Genomic DNA, 17,249 nt, shown 5'->3' with positions numbered 1-17,249 from the left:
GCTCCGACGTCCGCGCCGCTGAGCTTGCGCCCTGGATGCAGCACTACAACTTCCATCGCCCTCACTCTGCCACCGGCCACAAACCTCCCGCCTCACGGCTGGGGTTTGAGGTGAACAACGTCCTGAGAAACTACAACTAGCGCTTCGTGCTCAGGTAGCGCTTGCGGCGGAACAGCAGCCCGAGGCCGCAGGCGAGCACCAAGATAAGAGCGATGGCTTCCCAGAAACCGGCCGGGTTCTTGACCAACGGCATGACGTCGAAGTTCATGCCGAAGATGCCGGTGATCAGGTTCAGCGGCAGGAAGATGGCGGTCAGCACAGTGAGCGTGCGCATGATGCTGTTGGTGCGGTGGCCCAGGGCGCTGAAGTGCATCTGCACGGCCGATTCCGCCGACGATTCCAGCCGGCGCACATGGGTCAGCACGCGCTCCACATGCTCCAGCACGTCGCGCGAGCGCACCCGTAGCAACTCGCGCTCACGTGCGACCTGCGGGTCGCCCTCGGCCGGCCACTCTTCCAGCGCGTCTATCCATTCCTGCAGCGCCGCGCGCTGGTCCTCACAGGTGTCCTCCAGGCGGTGCAGCGCGTCGCGGCTTTCAAGCAGCAGCGGCCAGTCGTTGAACTCGCTGTTCTGATCCAGCAGCACCCGCTGCAAGGTGGCGAGCTGGCGCGTCAGCAGGCGGCGCAGTTCCAGGTAGCTGTCCACCATGTGGTTGACCATGCGCAGCATCAGGTCGGCCGGGCTGGCGGGCAGGCGGGCGCCGCTGCGCGGGTCCCGCTTGTCGCGGCCTTCGGTCAGGCGGCCGAGCTTCTGTGCAAAGAACTCGCGCACCTGGCAATCGGTGGGGTGCACGGTGATCAACACGCGGTCGAAAACGGCAAAGCCGACGGGGCTGGTGTCGATGGCGCGCAGCGCGCGCTGCGCCGAGGCCAGCGTGCCGTGCTCGTCGTCGACGAAGAGGTCATGGCTGCCCGGCGCCGCGGCCAGGCGGCGAAACACCAGCATGTCATACCAGGATGTGTAGTCGAAGTGCGAGGGCAGCTGGTTGTTGATCAGGTCGGCCACATGCAGGTCGACGATGTTGCCGCAGCCCCAGCGCGACAGCGCCTGCTGCGCGGCTGTTTCGCCCACCTCGAACTCGCGCCGCCCGTAGCCCAGCCACAGGAAACCGCGCGCCGGCAACGTTTCGGGCAGCGCGGCCAGCTCCGTGAAGCTGTCGAGCTCGATGTGGAAGACCCGCACGGACTCAAGCTCGCTTCAGCAGCCGTGCCGCTTCGAGCGCGAAATAGCTCAGCACGCCATCGGCGCCCGCGCGCTTGAACGCCAGCAGCGACTCCATCATCACGGCGTCGTGGTCCAGCCAGCCATTGGCCGCCGCAGCCTTGACCATCGCGAACTCGCCGCTGACCTGATAGGCGAAGGTCGGCACGCAGAACTCGTCCTTGACGCGGCGCACGATGTCCAGATACGGCATGCCCGGCTTGACCATCACCATGTCCGCGCCCTCGGCCAGGTCCAGCGCCACTTCTCGCAGCGCCTCGTCGCTGTTGCCCGGGTCCATCTGGTAGGTCTTCTTGTCGGCCTTGCCGAGGTTGGCGGCCGAGCCGACGGCGTCGCGGAAGGGGCCGTAGAAGCTGCTCGCGTACTTGGCGCTGTAAGCCATGATGCGCGTGTGGATGTGGCCGGCGCCTTCCAGCGCCTGGCGGATGGCGCCGATGCGGCCGTCCATCATGTCGCTGGGCGCGACGATGTCGACCCCGGCATCGGCCTGCACGATGGCCTGCCTGGCGAGGATCTCGACGGTGGGGTCGTTGAGGATGTAGCCGCTGGCGTCGATGACGCCGTCCTGGCCGTGGCTGGTGAAGGGGTCCAGCGCCACATCGGTCAGCACGCCCAGCTGCGGGAAGTGCTGCTTCAGCGCCCGCACCGCGCGCGGCACCAGGCCATCGGGGTTCAGCGCCTCGGCGCCGTCCGGCGTCTTGAGCGCGGCATCGATGACGGGGAAGAGGGCGATGACCGGCACGCCCAGTTCTACGCATTGCCCCGCCGTGCGCAGCAGATGGTCGAGGCTCTGGCGCGATACGCCGGGCATCGACGCCACGCCGTCCAGGCGGTCCTCGCCTTCGTGGATGAAGACCGGCAGGATCAGGTCGCTGGCCTGCAGCGAATGCTCGCGGACCAGCGCACGCGTGAAGGCATCGCGCCGCAGCCGGCGCGGGCGCGCGGCGGGGTAGGCAGGGGAGGTAAAAACTGAGCGGGGCACGTCGAGTCCTCGAGCGGGCAGACAGGTCAAAAAGGGCTGCGGCCCGCGCGTGATGGACGACACATCCAGACGTCATTTATTCGTGACGTCACCGCTCAAGCGCGCTAAACTTGTCCGCGAATGATAGCCGCAAGGTGGTCGTTCCCTGCTTTTCCTCCCTGAGCAGGAGCCTTGACGTGATGACAGCGAAAAGGCTTTCTCGCCCCGGTCTTGAACCGGGGCTTTTTTTTGGGTGCGCCCGGCATGGCGCGCGGCGTGACTGGTGCTGTCCGGCTCGCTGTGACGGTGAACTGGATGACTTGGGGTGAAGGTCACGAGTGGCGAGCCACTCAGCGCTGGGGTCTGCGGCCCTGAGGCCGGGGCCTGTCCAAGCCCTTGCGCGCTTGAGGCCGGTTTGGCGTTCAGGCACTGCCCATAATGCCGCCATGCTCTGGGTCAAAGCCTTTCACATCGTCTTCGTCGCCGCCTGGTTTGCCGGCCTTTTCTATCTGCCGCGCATCTTCGTCAACCTGGCCATGGTGCAGGCCGACAGCCATGCCGAGCGGGAGCGGCTGCTGTTGATGGCGCACAAGCTGCATCGCTTCAGCAGCATCTTGATGGGCATGGCGCTGCTGCTCGGCCTGTGGGTCTGGCTGGGCTTCGGTGCGGGCCGCTTTGCCGGCGGCTACTGGCTGCACGCCAAGTTGTTGCTCGTCGTCGGCGCCGTCGGCCTGCATCACATGAACCGCCGCCTGTTGCGCAGCTTCGAAGAGTTGTCCAACCGCCGCAGCCAGCGCTGGCTCCGTGTCTACAACGAGTCCGCCGTGCTGCTGTTTGCCGCCATCGTCGTGCTGGCGACGGTCAAGCCGTTCTGAAGCAATCTCGTACCGTGCGCCGTCGCCAAAGCTCCGCCACCTGGCTGTTGCTGGCCCATGTCGGCCTCGTCGTGTATGCCAGCCTATACCCCTTCTGGCCCTGGCGATGGCCGCCCGGCATGGGGTTGCCTTGGCTGTTCGACCTGCCGTGGCCGCCACGCTTCTGGGCTTTCGACGTGGAGGCCAATCTGCTTGGCTACATCCCGTTGGGGCTGCTGGGCTTCGCGGCGGCGATGCGCTCGGGCTGGGGCCTGCGCGGCGGTCTGGTGCTCGGCTTTCTGCCGGGGCCGCTGCTGTCCCTCGTCATGGAGACGCTGCAGTTCTTCGTGCCCGGCCGGGTGCCGTCGTTGTCTGACTGGGCGCTCAATTCCGCCGGCAGCAGCCTGGGGGCAATGCTGGGCCTGGTGCTCAGCGGGCTGGGTGGGCTGCAACGTTGGGAGGACGTGCGCGACCACTGGTTTGGCGCCAGCAGCGCGCCGGCGCTGGCCCTGCTCGCGCTATGGCCCGTGGCACTGCTGTATCCCACGCCACTGCCCTTCGGCCTTGGCCAGTGGCTGCCGTGGTGGCGCGAGACCTTGCTGGACGCGCTTGCCGGTACGCCCTGGGCGCTGAACTGGGGTGATGCCGTCACCGTCGAGCACGAGCTGCCGCCGGGCCTGGAGGCGCTGGCGATTGCGCTCGGCCTGGTCGCACCGGTGCTATTGATGATCACCGTCGCCCGCCCGGGCCTGCGCCGGCTTGTGCTCGCCAGCGGCGCCGTGTTGCTTGGCCTGCTTGGCACCGCCACGGCCACGGCGATGGCCTTCGGCCCCGACCATGCCTGGGCCTGGCTCGGCGAGGCCACACGGCCGGGCGTTGGCCTGGGCATGGCGCTGTCGCTGCTGGCCTGCCTGCTGCCGTCGCGCGTGGCGGCGGCCTTGGGCCTGTTCGTGCTCTGCGCATTGATCGGTCTTATCAGCGTGGCTCCCAGTGATCCCTATCTGGCGCTGAACATGCAGGCCTGGGAGCACGGCCGCTTCGTCAACCTCTATGGCCTGACACGGTGGGTGGCCTGGACCTGGCCCTTCATCGCCCTGGCCTGGCTGGCGGCGCGGCTGGTGCAGAAACCCCGGTGAGACAATCCAGCGCGATGAGTTACTACCAGCGCCACCTCTTCGTCTGCCTGAATCAGCGCACCAACGGTGAAGCCAGTTGCGCCGACCACGACGCGCAGGCCGGCTTCGACCACTGCAAGTCGCGCGTCAAGCAGCTTGGCCTGGCCGGCAAGGGCGGCGTGCGCGTCAACAAGGCCGGCTGCCTGGACCGCTGCGCCGGCGGCCCGGTGGCTGTCGTCTACCCGGAGGCGGTCTGGTATGCCTGGGTCGACCACAGCGACCTCGACGAAATCGTCGAGAGCCATTTGCGCGACGGCAAGGTCGTCGAGCGCCTGGTGCTGCCGGACTCGGTGGGCCGATGAACTCGCAGACCGAAAGGCGCCTCGTGCCCGGCTCGGTCGGGCAGATCGAGGTGGCGATTGACCTGCCTGCCGACGGCACCACGCCGGTCGGCACCGCGCTGATCTGCCACCCTAACCCGACACAGGGCGGCACGATGGACAACAAGGTCGTGCAGACCTTGGCGCGCGCCTTCATCCAGCTGGGCTGGCGTGCCGTGCGATTCAACTTCCGCGGCGTCGGCAAGTCCGAAGGTGGCTGGGACGAAGGGCGCGGCGAGATCGATGACGCCCTGGCCGTGCTCAACGCCATCCGCGCGCCCGGCGAGGCGTTGATCCTGTCGGGATTCTCATTCGGCGGCTATGTCGCCTCACGCGCGGCGCAGCGCCTGGCCGAGCCAGCGCAGCGCCTCGTCCTCGTCGGCCCGGCGACCAGCCGCTTCGACACCGCCCCCGTGCCGGCCGACACCGTGATCATCCACGGCGAGGTCGATGACGTCGTGCCGCTTTCGTCCGTGCTCAGCTGGGCGCGGCCGCAGAGTCTGCCGATCACCGTCGTCCCTGGCGTGGGCCATTTCTTCCATGGGCAGCTGCCGCTGCTCAAGTCTCTTGTGGTGCGCGCCTTCGATCCGACGAGGATCTAGCGGCCGTGTCCGACCCCATCCCGATGAAACGACTGATAGCTTCCTTCCTGACCGCCCTGTCCCTGGCTGCGCACGCGCAGGCCCCTCAGCCGCCCGAGATCGCCGCGCGCAACTATGTGCTGGTGGACCTCACAACGAACAAGACACTGGCCGAGCGCGACGCCGACGCGCCGCAGGATCCCGCGTCGCTGACCAAGCTGATGACGGCCTATGTCGTCTTCGGCGCCTTGCGCGACAAAAAGCTGACGCTGGAGCAGCCCCTGGCCGTGTCCAAGCGCGCCTGGGACGAGCGCAAGGGCGACCCGTCGCTGATGTTCATCGACACGACCATGACACCCAAGGTCGATGAGCTGCTGCGCGGCCTCATCATCCAGAGCGGCAACGATGCGGCGGTGGCGCTGGCCGAGGGGGTGGGTGGCAGCGTCGAGGGCTTCGTGCAGCTGATGAACCGCCAGGCGCAAGCCTGGGGCCTGAAGAACACCGAGTTCCGCAACGTCTCCGGCATGAGCGAGCCGGGCCACAGGAGCAGCGCGCGCGACATCGCGACCGTCGCCGCCCACATCATCAAGGACTTCCCGGAGTACTACGCCTACTACTCGCAGCGCGACTACACCTTCAACAAGATCCGTCAGGACAACCGCAACCTGCTGCTGCGCCGCGACCCGACGGTGGACGGCATGAAGACCGGCTACACCGAGGCGGCCGGCTACTGCCTGGTCTCCAGCGCCAACCGCGACTTCCCCAACGGCAAGCGCCGCCTGCTGAGCGTCGTCATGGGCACGTCCTCCAAGGAAGCGCGCGCCAGCGAGAGCCAGAAGCTGCTGAACTGGGGCTACACGGCCTTTGACGCCGTCAAGGTCTTCGACGCAGGCAAGGCGATTGCGACCGTGCCGGTCTGGAAGGGCGAGGCCAGGGAGGCCAAGCTCGGCGCTGCCGATGCGATCTATGTGGCCGTGCCGCGGGGCGACGGGGCCAAGCTGCAGACGCAAGTCGAGCGCACCGATCCGCTGGTTGCACCGCTGAACAAGGGTCAGCGCGTCGGCACGCTGCGCGTCACGACGACGGCCGGCGCGCCGGTGGCCGAGGTGCCGCTGATCGTGCAGGAAGCCGTGCCGCAGGCCGGCTTGTTCGGCCGCGCCTTCGACTCCCTGCGCCTGTGGATCAAGTGAGGCTCCGGCATGGCTGAAGAGAAGTCGCTGATCGAGTACCCGTCGCAATTCCCCATCAAGGTCATGGGGGCGCAGGTCGACGGTTTCGTCGAAGCCATCGCCCACGTGGCCCGGCAGTTCGATCCCGGCTTCGACGCGTCGACCATCGAGCAGCGCCCGAGCAAGGGTGGCAACTATCTCGGCCTCACGATCACCGTCACGGCGACGAGTCGCGAGCAGCTCGACGAGCTCTACCGCACGCTGACGACGCATCCAATGGTCAAGGTCGTCCTCTGATCAGGTCGCCGCGTCGGCGTCCTGCATGGCCTTGAGCTTGGCCTTGGCCGCAACATCGCCATTCCTGGCCGCCACGTCGTACCAGTAGCGCGCCAGCCGGCCGTCGGCCTCGATGCCCAGGCCGGTCTCGAACATCGACGCGATCAGGTATTGCGCGCCGACGTCGCCCGCCTTGGCGGCCTCCAGATACCAGCGGTGGGCTTGGCGCATGTCCTGCGCCCGGCCGCGACCGAGGTAGTAGCAGGTGGCGGTCGCCAACGCACCATCGCCGTTGCCATGTTCGGCGGCACGCTCGAACCAGCCGCAGGCGGCTTTCGGGTCAGGCTTGCCGCGGCGGCCCTGCTCGATCATTTCGCCGAGCGCGTTCTCGGCCAGTGCCAGGTTTTGCGCTGCGGCCCGCTGCAGCAGCTGCCAGGCCCGGGCATCGCTGGCGCCGGCCAGTTCCCTGCGCAGATTCATCATCGCGAGGTTGAACTGCCCCAGCGCTTCGCCGCGCTTGGCGGATTCGGCAAAGCCTTGGGCCGCTGCTTTCAGGTCGCCTTCGTCGTAGGCGCTCAGCGCGTCGGACAGGCCGGCGGCTTGCACCATCGAGGCAGCGAATAGCAGGGCGGCGATCAGTGGCGTTTTCATCGGGTTGAGTCGGCTCAGGCGAGCCAAGGCTTACGGCGGCTGCCTATGATGCCCGCATGATCGTCAAGACCCTCGGGCGGGTCGATTACCTGACTACGCTGGAGGCCATGCGCGCCTTCACGGCGGCCCGCGATACGGCGGCGCCGGACGAGCTCTGGCTCTGCGAGCACCCGCCCACTTTCACCCAAGGCCTCGCCGGCAAGCCGGAGCATCTGCTGTTGCCGGGCGACATCCCCGTCGTGCCAACCGAGCGCGGCGGCCAGGTGACCTATCACGGCCCGGGTCAGGTTACGGCCTATCCGCTCGTGGACCTGCGACGTCTGGGCATCTTCGTCAAGGAATATGTATTCCGCCTGGAGACGGCCCTCATTCAGACACTGGACAGCTACGGCGTGACCGGCCTGCGCGTGGCGGGCGCACCGGGCATCTATGTGCGCCCGGCCGACCCAGGCAGCCACGCAGCGCTGGCCGGCCCGGTCGATCCGGCGAACGCGTTCAAGGACCTGGCCAAGGTCGCGGCCTTGGGCATCAAGGTCAGCCGCCACTGCACCTATCACGGCCTCGCGCTGAATGTCGCGATGGACCTGGAACCCTTCCAGCGCATCAACCCGTGCGGATACGAAGGGCTTGAAACCACATCCCTCGATAAACTCGGGGTTTTCACCGACTGGCCGACTGCGGCCGGGCGGCTCGCCGAGCGGCTCTCGGCACAACTTGAAATTCCGTCGCCTTGACCATGTCCGACACGCCCACCTACGACCCGACGATCAAGCAAAAGGCCGAGGCCAAGACCTCGCGCATCCCGATCAAGATCGTTCCTGTCGCTCGGGCCGAAGTGCTGAAGAAGCCCGACTGGATCCGCGTCAAGGCCGGCTCGCCGTCGACCCGCTTCTACGAGATCAAGCAGATCCTGCGCGAACACAAGCTGCACACGGTCTGCGAAGAAGCCAGCTGCCCCAATATCGGCGAATGCTTCGGCAAGGGCACGGCCACCTTCATGATCATGGGCGACAAGTGCACGCGCCGCTGCCCGTTCTGTGACGTCGGCCATGGCCGGCCGGACCCGCTGGACGTCGACGAGCCGCTGAACCTGGCCAAGACGATCGCAGCGCTCAAGCTCAAATACGTCGTGATCACCAGCGTCGACCGCGACGACCTGAAGGACGGTGGCGCCGGCCACTTCGCCGAGTGCATCACCAAGACGCGCGAGCTGTCGCCCACGACGCAGATCGAAGTGCTGGTGCCCGACTTCCGCGGCCGCGCCGACCGGGCACTCAACATCCTGAAGGCCGCACCGCCCGACGTGATGAACCACAACCTGGAAACCGCGCCGCGCCTGTACAAGGAAGCGCGCCCCGGATCGGACTACCAGTTCAGCCTGGACCTGCTCAAGCGCTTCAAGCAGGAAGTGCCGGGCGTGCCGACCAAGAGCGGCATCATGGTCGGCCTGGGCGAGACGGACGACGAGATCCGCCAGGTGATGCGCGACATGCGCGCGCACGACATCGACATGATCACCATCGGCCAGTATCTGGCGCCGTCAGGCCATCATCTGCCGGTGCGCCGCTACGTGACGCCTGACATGTTCAAGCAGTTCGAGAAGGAAGCCTACGAGCTCGGCTTCACGCACGCGGCCGTGGGCGCGATGGTGCGCTCCAGCTATCACGCGGACGAGCAGGCCCACGCGGCACTGAACCCGACGGCGGCCTGATCAGAACGGGCGTGCTGGCCGCGGCTGCGGCGCCATCGGCGGCACCTGCGGCGACTCGTTCAGCCGCAGGAACTTAAAGCCCGCGAGCGCTGCCTTGGTCTGCCCCGCCTGACCCGCATCGCGCTCGGCCATGCGGGCGATGAAGCCCTGCAGCGTTTCCTCGCGCACCTGGGGCTCGGCCGAATGCAGCAGGCGGCGCGAGCCGTCCGCGCCGGTGACGATCAGGCCGACGTGCGAGGCGTAGTAGTTGCCGCCCCGCCCCGAGATCACGTTGACGAAGTCGCCGTCCTGCAACTGCGCCTCGATGGCTGCTACATCCTGCTTGGCGATGTAGACATCGTCGAAGGGCTGGACAGGGATGTCGCGCTGGATCTTGAACTGCTTGAGCAGGAAGGCCTGCCGATCGATGCGCTGGTGGTAAGGCAGGGTTGGCGCGCCGAGCGCGGCGGTGACGTCCTGCACCAGCCAGTTGTTGGCGATATTCCAGTCCGCTTCGGTGTAGTGGTTGCGGGTGGCTGTACCGATGACGCCGTCTCGGTAGCGGATGCGCTGCAGCATCCAGAAGAACTCCTCCCACGACGCGCTCAGTGCCATCGCATAGGTGTGCTCGGCGAACACCACGCAATCGCTCTTGGCCAGGCTGAACAGCGGCTGCGTGTCATAGGTCTCGTAAGGGAACTCGCCCAGCAGGAACAGCTCGTAGGGCTGGCCGATGTTTTTGCGCGCCAGTGCGGCGATGCGCCGGCGCAGTTCGGGCTGGTCCAGCTGCTGCCAGGCCAGGAAGCGCCCCAGCTCGGCGGGTTGCATCAGGTAGAGCGGCTTGTTCAACAGGGGGCCGAGCTGGGCGGCATCCAGGCCGACGCGCTGTGCCGCGTCGAGTTGCGCCGCCGTGGGCTCGACCCGCAGCAGCATCGGCTGGTGGGCGCAAGCAGCCACCAGCAAGGCGGTGGCCAGGGCACTGAGGGTCTTTCGCATCGCGCCAGTGTCAGCGCAGCGCGGGCGCGGCGCTCATGAGAGCTTGTTTGGCTCCCATAACGCGACGAATGGCCGAGTTCAGGCCTCGGCCAGCAGCTTCTCGATCAGGCCGTGCAGCGCCGCAAAGTCGGGTTCGCCGACATAGCGCTTGACGATCTCCCCGCGCTTGTTGATCAGGAAGGTGGTGGGGGTCATCTGCACCGGGCCGAAGGCGTTGGCCACGCTGCCGGTGTTGTCGATGGCCACACCGAAGGGCAGCTTGCGCGTCTCGGCGAACTTGGACACAAAGGCCGGCGGGTCATAGCTCATCGCGACGGCCAGTGTGTCCAGGCCGCGGGCCTTGAACTTCTCGTGCGTGGCGACGATCTGCGGCATTTCCTTCACGCAGGTGGCGCAACTGGTCGCCCAGAAGTTGACCAGCATGACCTTGCCCGCCCACTGCTGGGAGCTGGCCTTCTGGCCGTCCAGCAGCACGTACTCGACGGCGGGCGCGCGTTCGCGGGCGCAGCCTGAAAGCACGGCGGCGCAGGCAATCAAGGCGGCAGGGATCAGACGGCGGGACAGCATGGGCGGAGTTTAGGCGGCCGCCCAATTCCCCCGACACGGTCAAGGCCGCTTGGCCAGCTCGAACATCAGCAGCGCCGGCAGCGCGTCGGGCAGGTGGCGGCGCGAGATGCGCGCCACGCCGTCGTTCGTCGCGGTGGACAACTGCGTACGGTGCTCGCCATCGAACATCTCGACGAACGTGAAGTCCGGCGCGTCGCGGTTGACGCCGTCAATCAACTGCAACATGGCATCGCTCATCAGGGCGGCATCGAAGAGCAGCGCATGGGGCAGGCCTTCACGGCAGAACTGTTCGGCCTCGGCCACGCTGCCGACGGTATCGATCAGCATGCCCATGTGGCGCACGGCGGCTTGAGCTTCGGCGCGTAGTTCGCGGTTGGGCGACACGATCAGCAACTGGCAGCCCGCCAATGGGCGCGAATTGCCGCCCAGGCGCTCGGCTTCGGCTTCGAGGCGACTGAGCGTGCTGTCCGGCGGCGGCGCTTCGTCGGGCACGAGCTGGTTGAACTCCAGCGTCAGCAGTGTGATGCCGGCCTCCTGCTCGCGCAGCGGCAGTACGCCCAGCGTGATGGCCGTCTGTTCCAGCAACCGCCACGCCAGGGAATCGAGGCCCGGCGCGGCCGGGTGCACTTCGCCGTCGTCGCTGAGGAGTTCCAACGAGCGGTGAGCGAAGCGGCAGCTCAGGCGCGCCTTCGCCGGCCAGGGCGTAAGGTCCAGGCGCAGGTCGACGGAGGAATGCGTGTTGGCCAGCGCCCAGTCCATCAGTGCATTCAGCAGCGCGAACAGCAGCGCGCCGTCGGCCCAGATCTCGACGGGTTTCAGGGCCTGGCGCACCTGCACGCCGCGCGCCTGGGTCTCGCGGCTGCGTTGGGCGAGCACGCTGCGCAGCATCTGCGTGAGGTGCTGGCGTTCCCGGCTCAGCCGGAGGCGGCCGGATGCCAGGCGCGCCAGCTGCTGGCCCAGCATGCCGGCGGTGCGCGCGTCGTCGACGCTTCGACGCAGCAGGCGCAGGCCGCGGCGGTCGATCTGGCCGGTGGTGGCGAGGTTTTGGATCTGCTCCAGTGCCGCGCTCAGCGGGCCGGCGATCTCGGCACCAAGTTGCTGGACGATGTCCGCCCACTGGACCGGCGTCGGCTCAGGCATGACATCGTTGGCGGCATTTGCTGGCGCTGAAGAAGGCGGTGTGGACATGACCCGGTGGCTGCGGACCCGAGGCGGATGGTTCTAGGTGGTTGGCCCACCTCGGTGCGTGGGACGGATGCTGAGGACTGACCGGCCAAGCCTCCATCCCTCAGCCAGGGGGAAACCCTGGGTTGAGGGGTGGGTTTGCTCTCACGCGATCACACCGGCTGCCCGCCAACTCGTGATTTCTTCCGCACTACAGCCGGCTTCTTGCAGCAATTCGTCGCTGTGCTGGCCCAACAACGGCGGTGCACGGCGATAGGTGATCGGGGTGGCCGACAGCTTCATGGGGCTGGCGATGAGATGCAGATCGGGTGTCAGCGGATGGGGCATCGTCACCACGGCGCCGCGCGCTTGGGCCTGCGGGTCGGCCAGGGCCTCCCCAATCGAGTTGATCGAGCCGCACGGCACCTTGGCGGCCTCCAGCGCGGCCAGCCAGTCTGCGCGGGGGCGCTGGCGCATGGCTTCTTCCAGCAAGGGCACAAGAACGGCGCGGTGGCGCACGCGCTCCGAGTTCGTCGCAAAACGCGGATCGTTGGCCCAGTCCGGCCGGCCGGCGATGTCGCAGAACTTTGCGAACTGCCGGTCATTGCCCACCGCAAGGATCAGGTGGCCATCGCTGGCTTCGAAGACCTGGTAGGGCACGATGTTCTGGTGGGCGTTGCCCATGCGGCCGGGCGCCTTGCCGCTGCAGAGGTAGTTGCTGCCCAGGTTGGCGAGCATGGCCAGCTGGGTGTCCAGCAGGGCCATGTCGATGACCTGACCCTGGCCGGTGGCGTCGCGGTGGCGCAGCGCGGCGAGGATGGCGACGGTGGCGTACATGCCGGTGAACAGGTCCGCCACGGCGACACCGACTTTCTGGGGCCCGCCGCCGGGCAGGTCGTCACGCTCGCCGGTCACGCTCATCAGCCCGCCCATGCCCTGCACGGCGTAGTCGTAGCCGGCGCGCTCGGCATAGGGGCCGGTCTGGCCGAAGCCGGTGATGGAGCAGATGACGAGGCCCGGGTGTTCGGCCAGCAGGCTTTGTGCGTCCAGCCCGTATCGGGCCAGGTCGCCTACCTTGAAGTTCTCGACCAGCACGTCGACTTGACCGGCCAGCTTGCGGACGATGGTCTGGCCCTCCTGGGAGGCCAGGTCGACGGCCAGCGAGCGCTTGTTGCGGTTGGCGCCAAGAAAGTAAGCGGCTTCGGTGGTGTCCTGCCCCTGGGGGTCCTTCAGGTAAGGCGGGCCCCAGGCGCGGGTGTCGTCGCCGCTGCGGGGGCGTTCGACCTTGATGACATCGGCGCCCAGGTCGGCCAGGGTCTGCGTGCACCAGGGACCGGCGAGCACGCGGGAGAGGTCCAGCACGCGCACGCCGGCCAGGGCTTGGGGAAGGGGCTTGTCTTGCATGACGGAATTGTCGGGGCCGGCTGTCGATAATTCGTTCATGCGCCTGAGGACGACCGCCGGATTTGCCCTAATGCTGAGCCTGCTGGCCGCCTGCCAGCCTGCGCTGAACTGGCGCGAGGTCCGGCCCGTCGGGGCGGGTGCGGCGGCCCTTTTCCCTTGCAAGCCGAAGGTCGAGCAGCGGCCGGCGCGTGTCGGCGCGGGCGGCGCAATGGGCCTGGCCCAGTGCGAGGCAGCGGGACGGCGCTTTGCGCTGTCCTGGGCGGATATGCCGGACCCGACCCAGGTGGGCGCTGCCCTGAAGGCCATGCCGCTGGCGGTGGCGGGCAAGGTGGGCAAGCCGATGGCGGTGGCGTCGCCTCTGCAGGTGCCAGGCATGACGCCGATGCCAGAGGCGGCACAGTACCGCCTGGCCGGGGTCGACGCCATCGCGCGCGTGGCCGTGTTCGCCCATGGTGGCCGCGTCTACCAGGCACTGCTCACGGGCAAGCAGGACGATCCCGCGGTGTGGGAGACCTTCGTTGCCGGTCTGGCCGTAGAAGCCGCCCGCTAACATCCCGACCTATGCCCAACTTGCTCGTGATCGCCCACGCGCCGCTCGCCTCCGCGCTGCGGCAGGTGGCCGAACACACCTTCCCCGACTGCGCGCCGACGCTGACGGTGCTGGACGTTCACGCCGGCATGTCGGCGGAGGACGTCGAGACGAACGCCCGCCAGCTGATGGCTGAATCCGGCCAGCCGGAGTGGCTGGTCTTGACCGATGTATTCGGAGCGACGCCCAGCAATGGCGCGCAGCGCCTGGCGGGTGAGCAGGTGCAGATCGTCAGCGGCGTCAGCGTGCCCATGCTGTGGCGCACGCTTTGCTATGCCGCACAGAAGCCTTTGACCGACCTCGCCCGACGCGCCAGCCAAGGTGCAGTCGCGGGCATCGTCGCCACGCCCCCCTTGCCTCCCGACGAATGATCAAGTCCACCCTGACCATCAGCAACAAGCTGGGTCTGCACGCGCGCGCCTCGGCCAAGCTGACCAAGCTGGCGGGCAGCTTCAAGTGCGAGATCTATATGAGCCGCAACGGCCGGCGCGTCAATGCCAAGAGCATCATGGGAGTCATGATGTTGGCCGCCGGGATCGGCGCGACCGTCGAGCTGGAGACGGACGGGGAGGATGAGCAGTCGGCGCAGGAGGCGATCACCGCCCTTGTCAACGACAAGTTTGGCGAAGGCCAGTAGTCGTCTCCTGGATCAGCTGCCCAGGCGGCGGAAGCGGGCGGGCAGGTCCGCCATGCGAACCAGCAGTGGCAGGTCCGCGGTGTTGAAGTCGGGGTCCCAGGCGGGTTCACCCAGCAACTTGGCGCCGCAGCGCAGATAGCCGCGGATCAGGGCCGGCGGTTCGACGATCAAGTCCTGGCGCAAGTGAGCGATGGGCAGCGGCAGACGCGGCCGCACCTGACAGTCAATCGGCGCGAGGTGTTTGGCCGCGATCTGCTTCCAGAGGCTGGCGGCGAAATGTCCCCCGTCGCGCATGCTGATGCTGGCGCAGCCGATGACGCTGTCGAGCCCCTTGCGGTTCATGAACTCGGCCATTGCCCCCCAGAGAGCCATGATGGCGCCGCCGCTGCGGTGGTCGACGTGGACGCAGGAACGGCCGATTTCAGCCACACGTGAGCGCATGCCGCGCAGGCGCGTCAGGTCGAACTCGGTGTCGCTGTAGAAGCCGCCCGCCCGCTTGGCGGCGGCCGGCGTCAGCACGCGGTAGGTGCCGACAACGGGGCCAGGCTCGCCGTCATCGCCCTCGGTACGGACGAGCACGTGTTCGCAATAGGCGTCGAAGAGGTCGACGTCCAGGCCGATTGGTGCTCCGTAGGGCTGCGGCAGTCGAGCGCCCATTTCAATGGCAAAGACCTGGTAGCGCAGCACTTGTGCTTCGCGCACCTCGGCTTCACTGCTGGCCCAGCTAACGGTGAGGCGGGTGGACGGCGCCCGCGCGGAGCGCTGGAGGACGTTGAGCGCATGCGACGGCGCGTGCGTGAGGATCTGACTGCGGTTCATGGATGGCATGCTCGGCATCCGATTTGACGCCGCGGTGAAGCCCTCGTGAAAAATCCGTGACGCAGGGCGCCGACGCGACGCGCTACATTGGCCCCTCGATCTGCGGGGGTGCTGATGAGTTTTCAGGTGTTCGGCATTGCGGTGTCCCGCGGTGTAGCCATCGGTCGCGCCGTGCTGGTGGCGTCCAGCCGCGTCGACGTTGCGCACTATTTCGTCTCGCCCGGCGAGATTCAGTCTGAGATTGCACGCTTGCTGCGCGCCCGCGATGCCGTCGTCCATGAACTGGCGACACTGAAGGACGAACTGCCCAGCGATGCCCCGCACGAGCTGGCAGCGCTGCTCGATGTGCACCTGATGCTGCTGCACGACGAGGCCTTTACCGGCGGTGCTATTCATTGGATCGTCGACCGCCACTACAACGCCGAATGGGCGCTGTCGGCCCATCTCGAGGTGCTGGCGCGGCAGTTCGACGAAATGGAAGACGCCTATCTGCGCGAGCGCAAGGCCGACCTGGAGCAGGTGGTCGAGCGCGTGCTGCGGGCGCTGGCCGCTGCACAAGGTGACGCGCCCACGCCTGTCTCGCCGCGCGATTTTGGTGGCGAGGACCCGCTGCTGCTCGTGGCTGCGGACATCGCACCGGCCGACATGATGCAGTTCAAGCGCAGCGTCTTCCGGGGCTTCATCACCGACATCGGTGGCAAGACCTCGCACACGGCCATCGTGGCGCGCAGCATGGATATCCCTGCGGTGGTTGGCACGCGCGAGGCGTCGCGCCTCATCATGCAGGACGACTGGGTCATCATTGACGGCGACGCCGGCACGGTCATCGTCAATCCGTCGCCCATCGTGCTGGAGGAGTACCGCTTCCGCCAGCGCCAAAGCGAGTTGGAACGCGCCCGTCTCGGGAGGCTGCGCCACACGCCGGCGGTCACCTTGGACGGCGAACATATTGAGCTGCACGCCAACATCGAGCTGCCGGCAGATGCCGAGGCCGCCGTCGAATCAGGGGCGACCGGCGTGGGCTTGTTCCGGAGCGAGTTCTTGTTCATGAACCGGGACGGGGAACTGCCGAGTGAAGAGGAGCAACTTGCTGCCTACAAGGCCGCCGTTGTCGCGATGAAGGGCATGCCCGTCACGATCCGGACCGTGGATGTCGGCGCCGACAAGCCGCTAGACCGGCTTACCGCCAACGAACTGCGTCATGAGCACGTGCTCAATCCGGCGATGGGCTTGCGCGCGATCCGCTGGAGCCTGGCTGAGCCCAGCATGTTCCGGCAACAGCTGCGCGCCATCTATCGAGCGAGTGCGTTCGGTAAGGTCAGGCTGCTGATCCCGATGGTCGCGCACCTGTCAGAAGTGCGGCAGATCATGGAGGCGGCGCGCAAGGTGCGACAGCAGCTCACAGATGCCGGCCATGCCTACACCCGCGTCGAGCTGGGCGTCATGATCGAGATTCCCGCCGCTGCGCTCATGCTGCCGCTGCTATTGCGCTATGTCGACTTCGTCTCCATTGGCACCAACGATCTGATTCAGTACACGCTAGCCATTGACCGCGCTGATGAAGCGGTGGCGCACTTGTACGACCCTTGGCATCCGGCGGTATTGCATTTGATCAGCCAGACCATCGCCCAGGCGCGTGTTGCAGGCAAGGGGGTCAGCGTGTGCGGAGAGATGGCGGGCGACCCTGCCTTCACCGAACTGCTTCTCGCCATGGGTTTGCGGACCTTCTCCATGCATCCCTCGCAAATCCCGGCCGTCAAGCAACGCGTGCTGCGGGTCGATACGCAGCGGTTGGCGGCAGCGCTCCCGCGGATTCTTGAAAGCGAGGATCCGCATGCCTTTGCGGACAAGGAACTGGCAGCAACAAGGGGCGGTGCTACGGCGGTGCATTGAAGCGCTGCCCGCCACGTTATAGGCAGCGCGAGTGTGTGCGGGCGTCGCGCAAGCCGTCGTTGTGCTTTCCCATCTGCCTCGTTAGCCGCCGCTTGCGGCCGTTTGATTTCCTGTGCTACAGTCGTGGGCTTCGCTGATCACAAGGCGCTTGATTCCGGAGACGGGGGCGGCAAGGGGTGTGAGGCGGGTCGGGGCTGAAAGGCTCTGGGCGAGCTGGAGGG

At 67.2% G+C, this 17,249-nt stretch carries 21 protein-coding genes; 13 read left to right on the top strand and 8 right to left on the bottom strand.

The features are described from left to right. Positions 1–140: integrase core domain-containing protein (locus ACT6S0_RS19990; RefSeq protein ID WP_444765538.1), on the top strand; the 140-nt coding region annotated here is incomplete at its 5' end. On the opposite strand, the gene ACT6S0_RS19985 is transcribed toward ACT6S0_RS19990, so the two are convergent. Next, positions 137–1,243 (bottom strand): magnesium transporter CorA family protein, encoded by a 1,107-nt coding sequence (locus tag ACT6S0_RS19985; protein ID WP_444765535.1) that lies wholly within the window; start codon positions 1,241–1,243, stop codon positions 137–139. The two genes, ACT6S0_RS19990 and ACT6S0_RS19985, sit on opposite strands and share 4 nt — an antisense overlap. Before the next feature lie 4 nt (positions 1,244–1,247). After that, positions 1,248–2,264, bottom strand: a complete 1,017-nt coding sequence (gene hemB / locus ACT6S0_RS19980) for a porphobilinogen synthase (protein WP_444765534.1) — start codon at positions 2,262–2,264, stop codon at positions 1,248–1,250. Positions 2,265–2,689: 425 nt separating this feature from the next. On the opposite strand from hemB, the gene ACT6S0_RS19975 reads away from it, so the two are divergent. Genes ACT6S0_RS19975 through ACT6S0_RS19950 form a run of 6 tightly spaced genes read left to right on the top strand, consistent with a single transcriptional unit; the run spans position 2,690 to position 6,639 of the window. Continuing rightward, a complete protein-coding gene (locus ACT6S0_RS19975; protein WP_444765533.1) occupies positions 2,690–3,118 on the top strand; it encodes a CopD family protein in 429 nt (142 codons plus the stop codon). A 14-nt stretch (positions 3,119–3,132) separates the two neighbouring features. Beyond that, entirely contained in the window at positions 3,133–4,233 is a 1,101-nt protein-coding gene (locus ACT6S0_RS19970; RefSeq protein ID WP_444765532.1) for a VanZ family protein, read from the top strand. A 14-nt stretch (positions 4,234–4,247) separates the two neighbouring features. Continuing rightward, a complete protein-coding gene (locus ACT6S0_RS19965; protein WP_444765537.1) occupies positions 4,248–4,574 on the top strand; it encodes a (2Fe-2S) ferredoxin domain-containing protein in 327 nt (108 codons plus the stop codon). Next, positions 4,571–5,194: an alpha/beta hydrolase gene (locus tag ACT6S0_RS19960; RefSeq protein ID WP_444765531.1), complete on the top strand. Its 624-nt coding sequence runs from the start codon at positions 4,571–4,573 to the stop codon at positions 5,192–5,194. The genes ACT6S0_RS19965 and ACT6S0_RS19960 overlap by 4 nt, the downstream gene beginning before the upstream one ends. A 23-nt stretch (positions 5,195–5,217) precedes the next feature. Then, positions 5,218–6,363, top strand: a complete 1,146-nt coding sequence (locus ACT6S0_RS19955) for a D-alanyl-D-alanine carboxypeptidase family protein (RefSeq protein ID WP_444765536.1) — start codon at positions 5,218–5,220, stop codon at positions 6,361–6,363. Positions 6,364–6,372: 9 nt separating this feature from the next. Further along, positions 6,373–6,639, top strand: coding sequence for a DUF493 family protein (locus tag ACT6S0_RS19950; protein WP_444765530.1), 267 nt, complete (start codon positions 6,373–6,375; stop codon positions 6,637–6,639). Here ACT6S0_RS19950 and ACT6S0_RS19945 read toward each other — a convergent pair whose 3' ends face one another. Next, positions 6,640–7,269 carry a tetratricopeptide repeat protein gene (locus ACT6S0_RS19945; RefSeq protein WP_444765529.1) on the bottom strand — a complete coding sequence of 210 codons (630 nt, stop codon included), beginning with the start codon at positions 7,267–7,269 and terminating at the stop codon, positions 6,640–6,642. Between the two features lie 56 nt (positions 7,270–7,325). Here ACT6S0_RS19945 and lipB point away from each other — a divergent pair, with 56 nt between their 5' ends. Further along, positions 7,326–8,003: a lipoyl(octanoyl) transferase LipB gene (gene lipB / locus ACT6S0_RS19940; RefSeq protein WP_444765528.1), complete on the top strand. Its 678-nt coding sequence runs from the start codon at positions 7,326–7,328 to the stop codon at positions 8,001–8,003. 2 nt (positions 8,004–8,005) lie between these two features. Then, a complete protein-coding gene (lipA, locus tag ACT6S0_RS19935; RefSeq protein ID WP_444765527.1) occupies positions 8,006–8,980 on the top strand; it encodes a lipoyl synthase in 975 nt (324 codons plus the stop codon). On the opposite strand, the gene ACT6S0_RS19930 is transcribed toward lipA, so the two are convergent. The 4 genes from ACT6S0_RS19930 to ACT6S0_RS19915 form a co-directional block, all read right to left on the bottom strand. Then, positions 8,981–9,955: an N-acetylmuramoyl-L-alanine amidase-like domain-containing protein gene (locus ACT6S0_RS19930; protein WP_444765526.1), complete on the bottom strand. Its 975-nt coding sequence runs from the start codon at positions 9,953–9,955 to the stop codon at positions 8,981–8,983. It lies immediately after the preceding gene. Positions 9,956–10,033: 78 nt separating this feature from the next. Next, positions 10,034–10,522 carry a TlpA family protein disulfide reductase gene (locus tag ACT6S0_RS19925; RefSeq protein ID WP_444765525.1) on the bottom strand — a complete coding sequence of 163 codons (489 nt, stop codon included), beginning with the start codon at positions 10,520–10,522 and terminating at the stop codon, positions 10,034–10,036. A gap of 39 nt (positions 10,523–10,561) precedes the next feature. After that, positions 10,562–11,662 (bottom strand): hypothetical protein, encoded by a 1,101-nt coding sequence (locus ACT6S0_RS19920; RefSeq protein WP_444765524.1) that lies wholly within the window; start codon positions 11,660–11,662, stop codon positions 10,562–10,564. A gap of 189 nt (positions 11,663–11,851) precedes the next feature. Next, positions 11,852–13,090 (bottom strand): CaiB/BaiF CoA transferase family protein, encoded by a 1,239-nt coding sequence (locus tag ACT6S0_RS19915; RefSeq protein WP_444765523.1) that lies wholly within the window; start codon positions 13,088–13,090, stop codon positions 11,852–11,854. A gap of 37 nt (positions 13,091–13,127) precedes the next feature. Here ACT6S0_RS19915 and ACT6S0_RS19910 point away from each other — a divergent pair, with 37 nt between their 5' ends. From ACT6S0_RS19910 to ACT6S0_RS19900, 3 genes are read left to right on the top strand one after another with little or no spacing between them, the layout of a single operon-like run. Continuing rightward, positions 13,128–13,640, top strand: a complete 513-nt coding sequence (locus tag ACT6S0_RS19910; RefSeq protein WP_444765522.1) for a hypothetical protein — start codon at positions 13,128–13,130, stop codon at positions 13,638–13,640. 11 nt (positions 13,641–13,651) lie between these two features. After that, positions 13,652–14,050, top strand: a complete 399-nt coding sequence (locus ACT6S0_RS19905; RefSeq protein WP_444765521.1) for a PTS sugar transporter subunit IIA — start codon at positions 13,652–13,654, stop codon at positions 14,048–14,050. Continuing rightward, positions 14,047–14,316, top strand: coding sequence for an HPr family phosphocarrier protein (locus tag ACT6S0_RS19900; RefSeq protein WP_444765520.1), 270 nt, complete (start codon positions 14,047–14,049; stop codon positions 14,314–14,316). The genes ACT6S0_RS19905 and ACT6S0_RS19900 overlap by 4 nt, the downstream gene beginning before the upstream one ends. A 12-nt stretch (positions 14,317–14,328) precedes the next feature. Here the strand turns inward: ACT6S0_RS19900 and ACT6S0_RS19895 are convergent, their stop codons facing one another. Then, on the bottom strand, positions 14,329–15,135 hold the full coding sequence (locus ACT6S0_RS19895; RefSeq protein ID WP_444765519.1) for a GNAT family N-acetyltransferase: 807 nt from the start codon (positions 15,133–15,135) through the stop codon (positions 14,329–14,331). A 114-nt stretch (positions 15,136–15,249) separates the two neighbouring features. Between ACT6S0_RS19895 and ptsP the strand changes: the two genes are divergently transcribed. After that, positions 15,250–17,028: a phosphoenolpyruvate--protein phosphotransferase gene (gene ptsP / locus ACT6S0_RS19890; protein WP_444765518.1), complete on the top strand. Its 1,779-nt coding sequence runs from the start codon at positions 15,250–15,252 to the stop codon at positions 17,026–17,028. The last annotated feature ends 221 nt before the right edge of the window (positions 17,029–17,249 follow it).

Origin of the sequence: Roseateles sp. (genome assembly GCF_052436255.1) — a bacterium.
In the GTDB taxonomy this organism is placed as follows: Bacteria; Pseudomonadota; Gammaproteobacteria; order Burkholderiales; family Burkholderiaceae_C; genus Pelomonas.
Note: the sequence above shows the minus strand (reverse complement) of the source record. Positions and strands in the feature narration are given on the sequence as shown.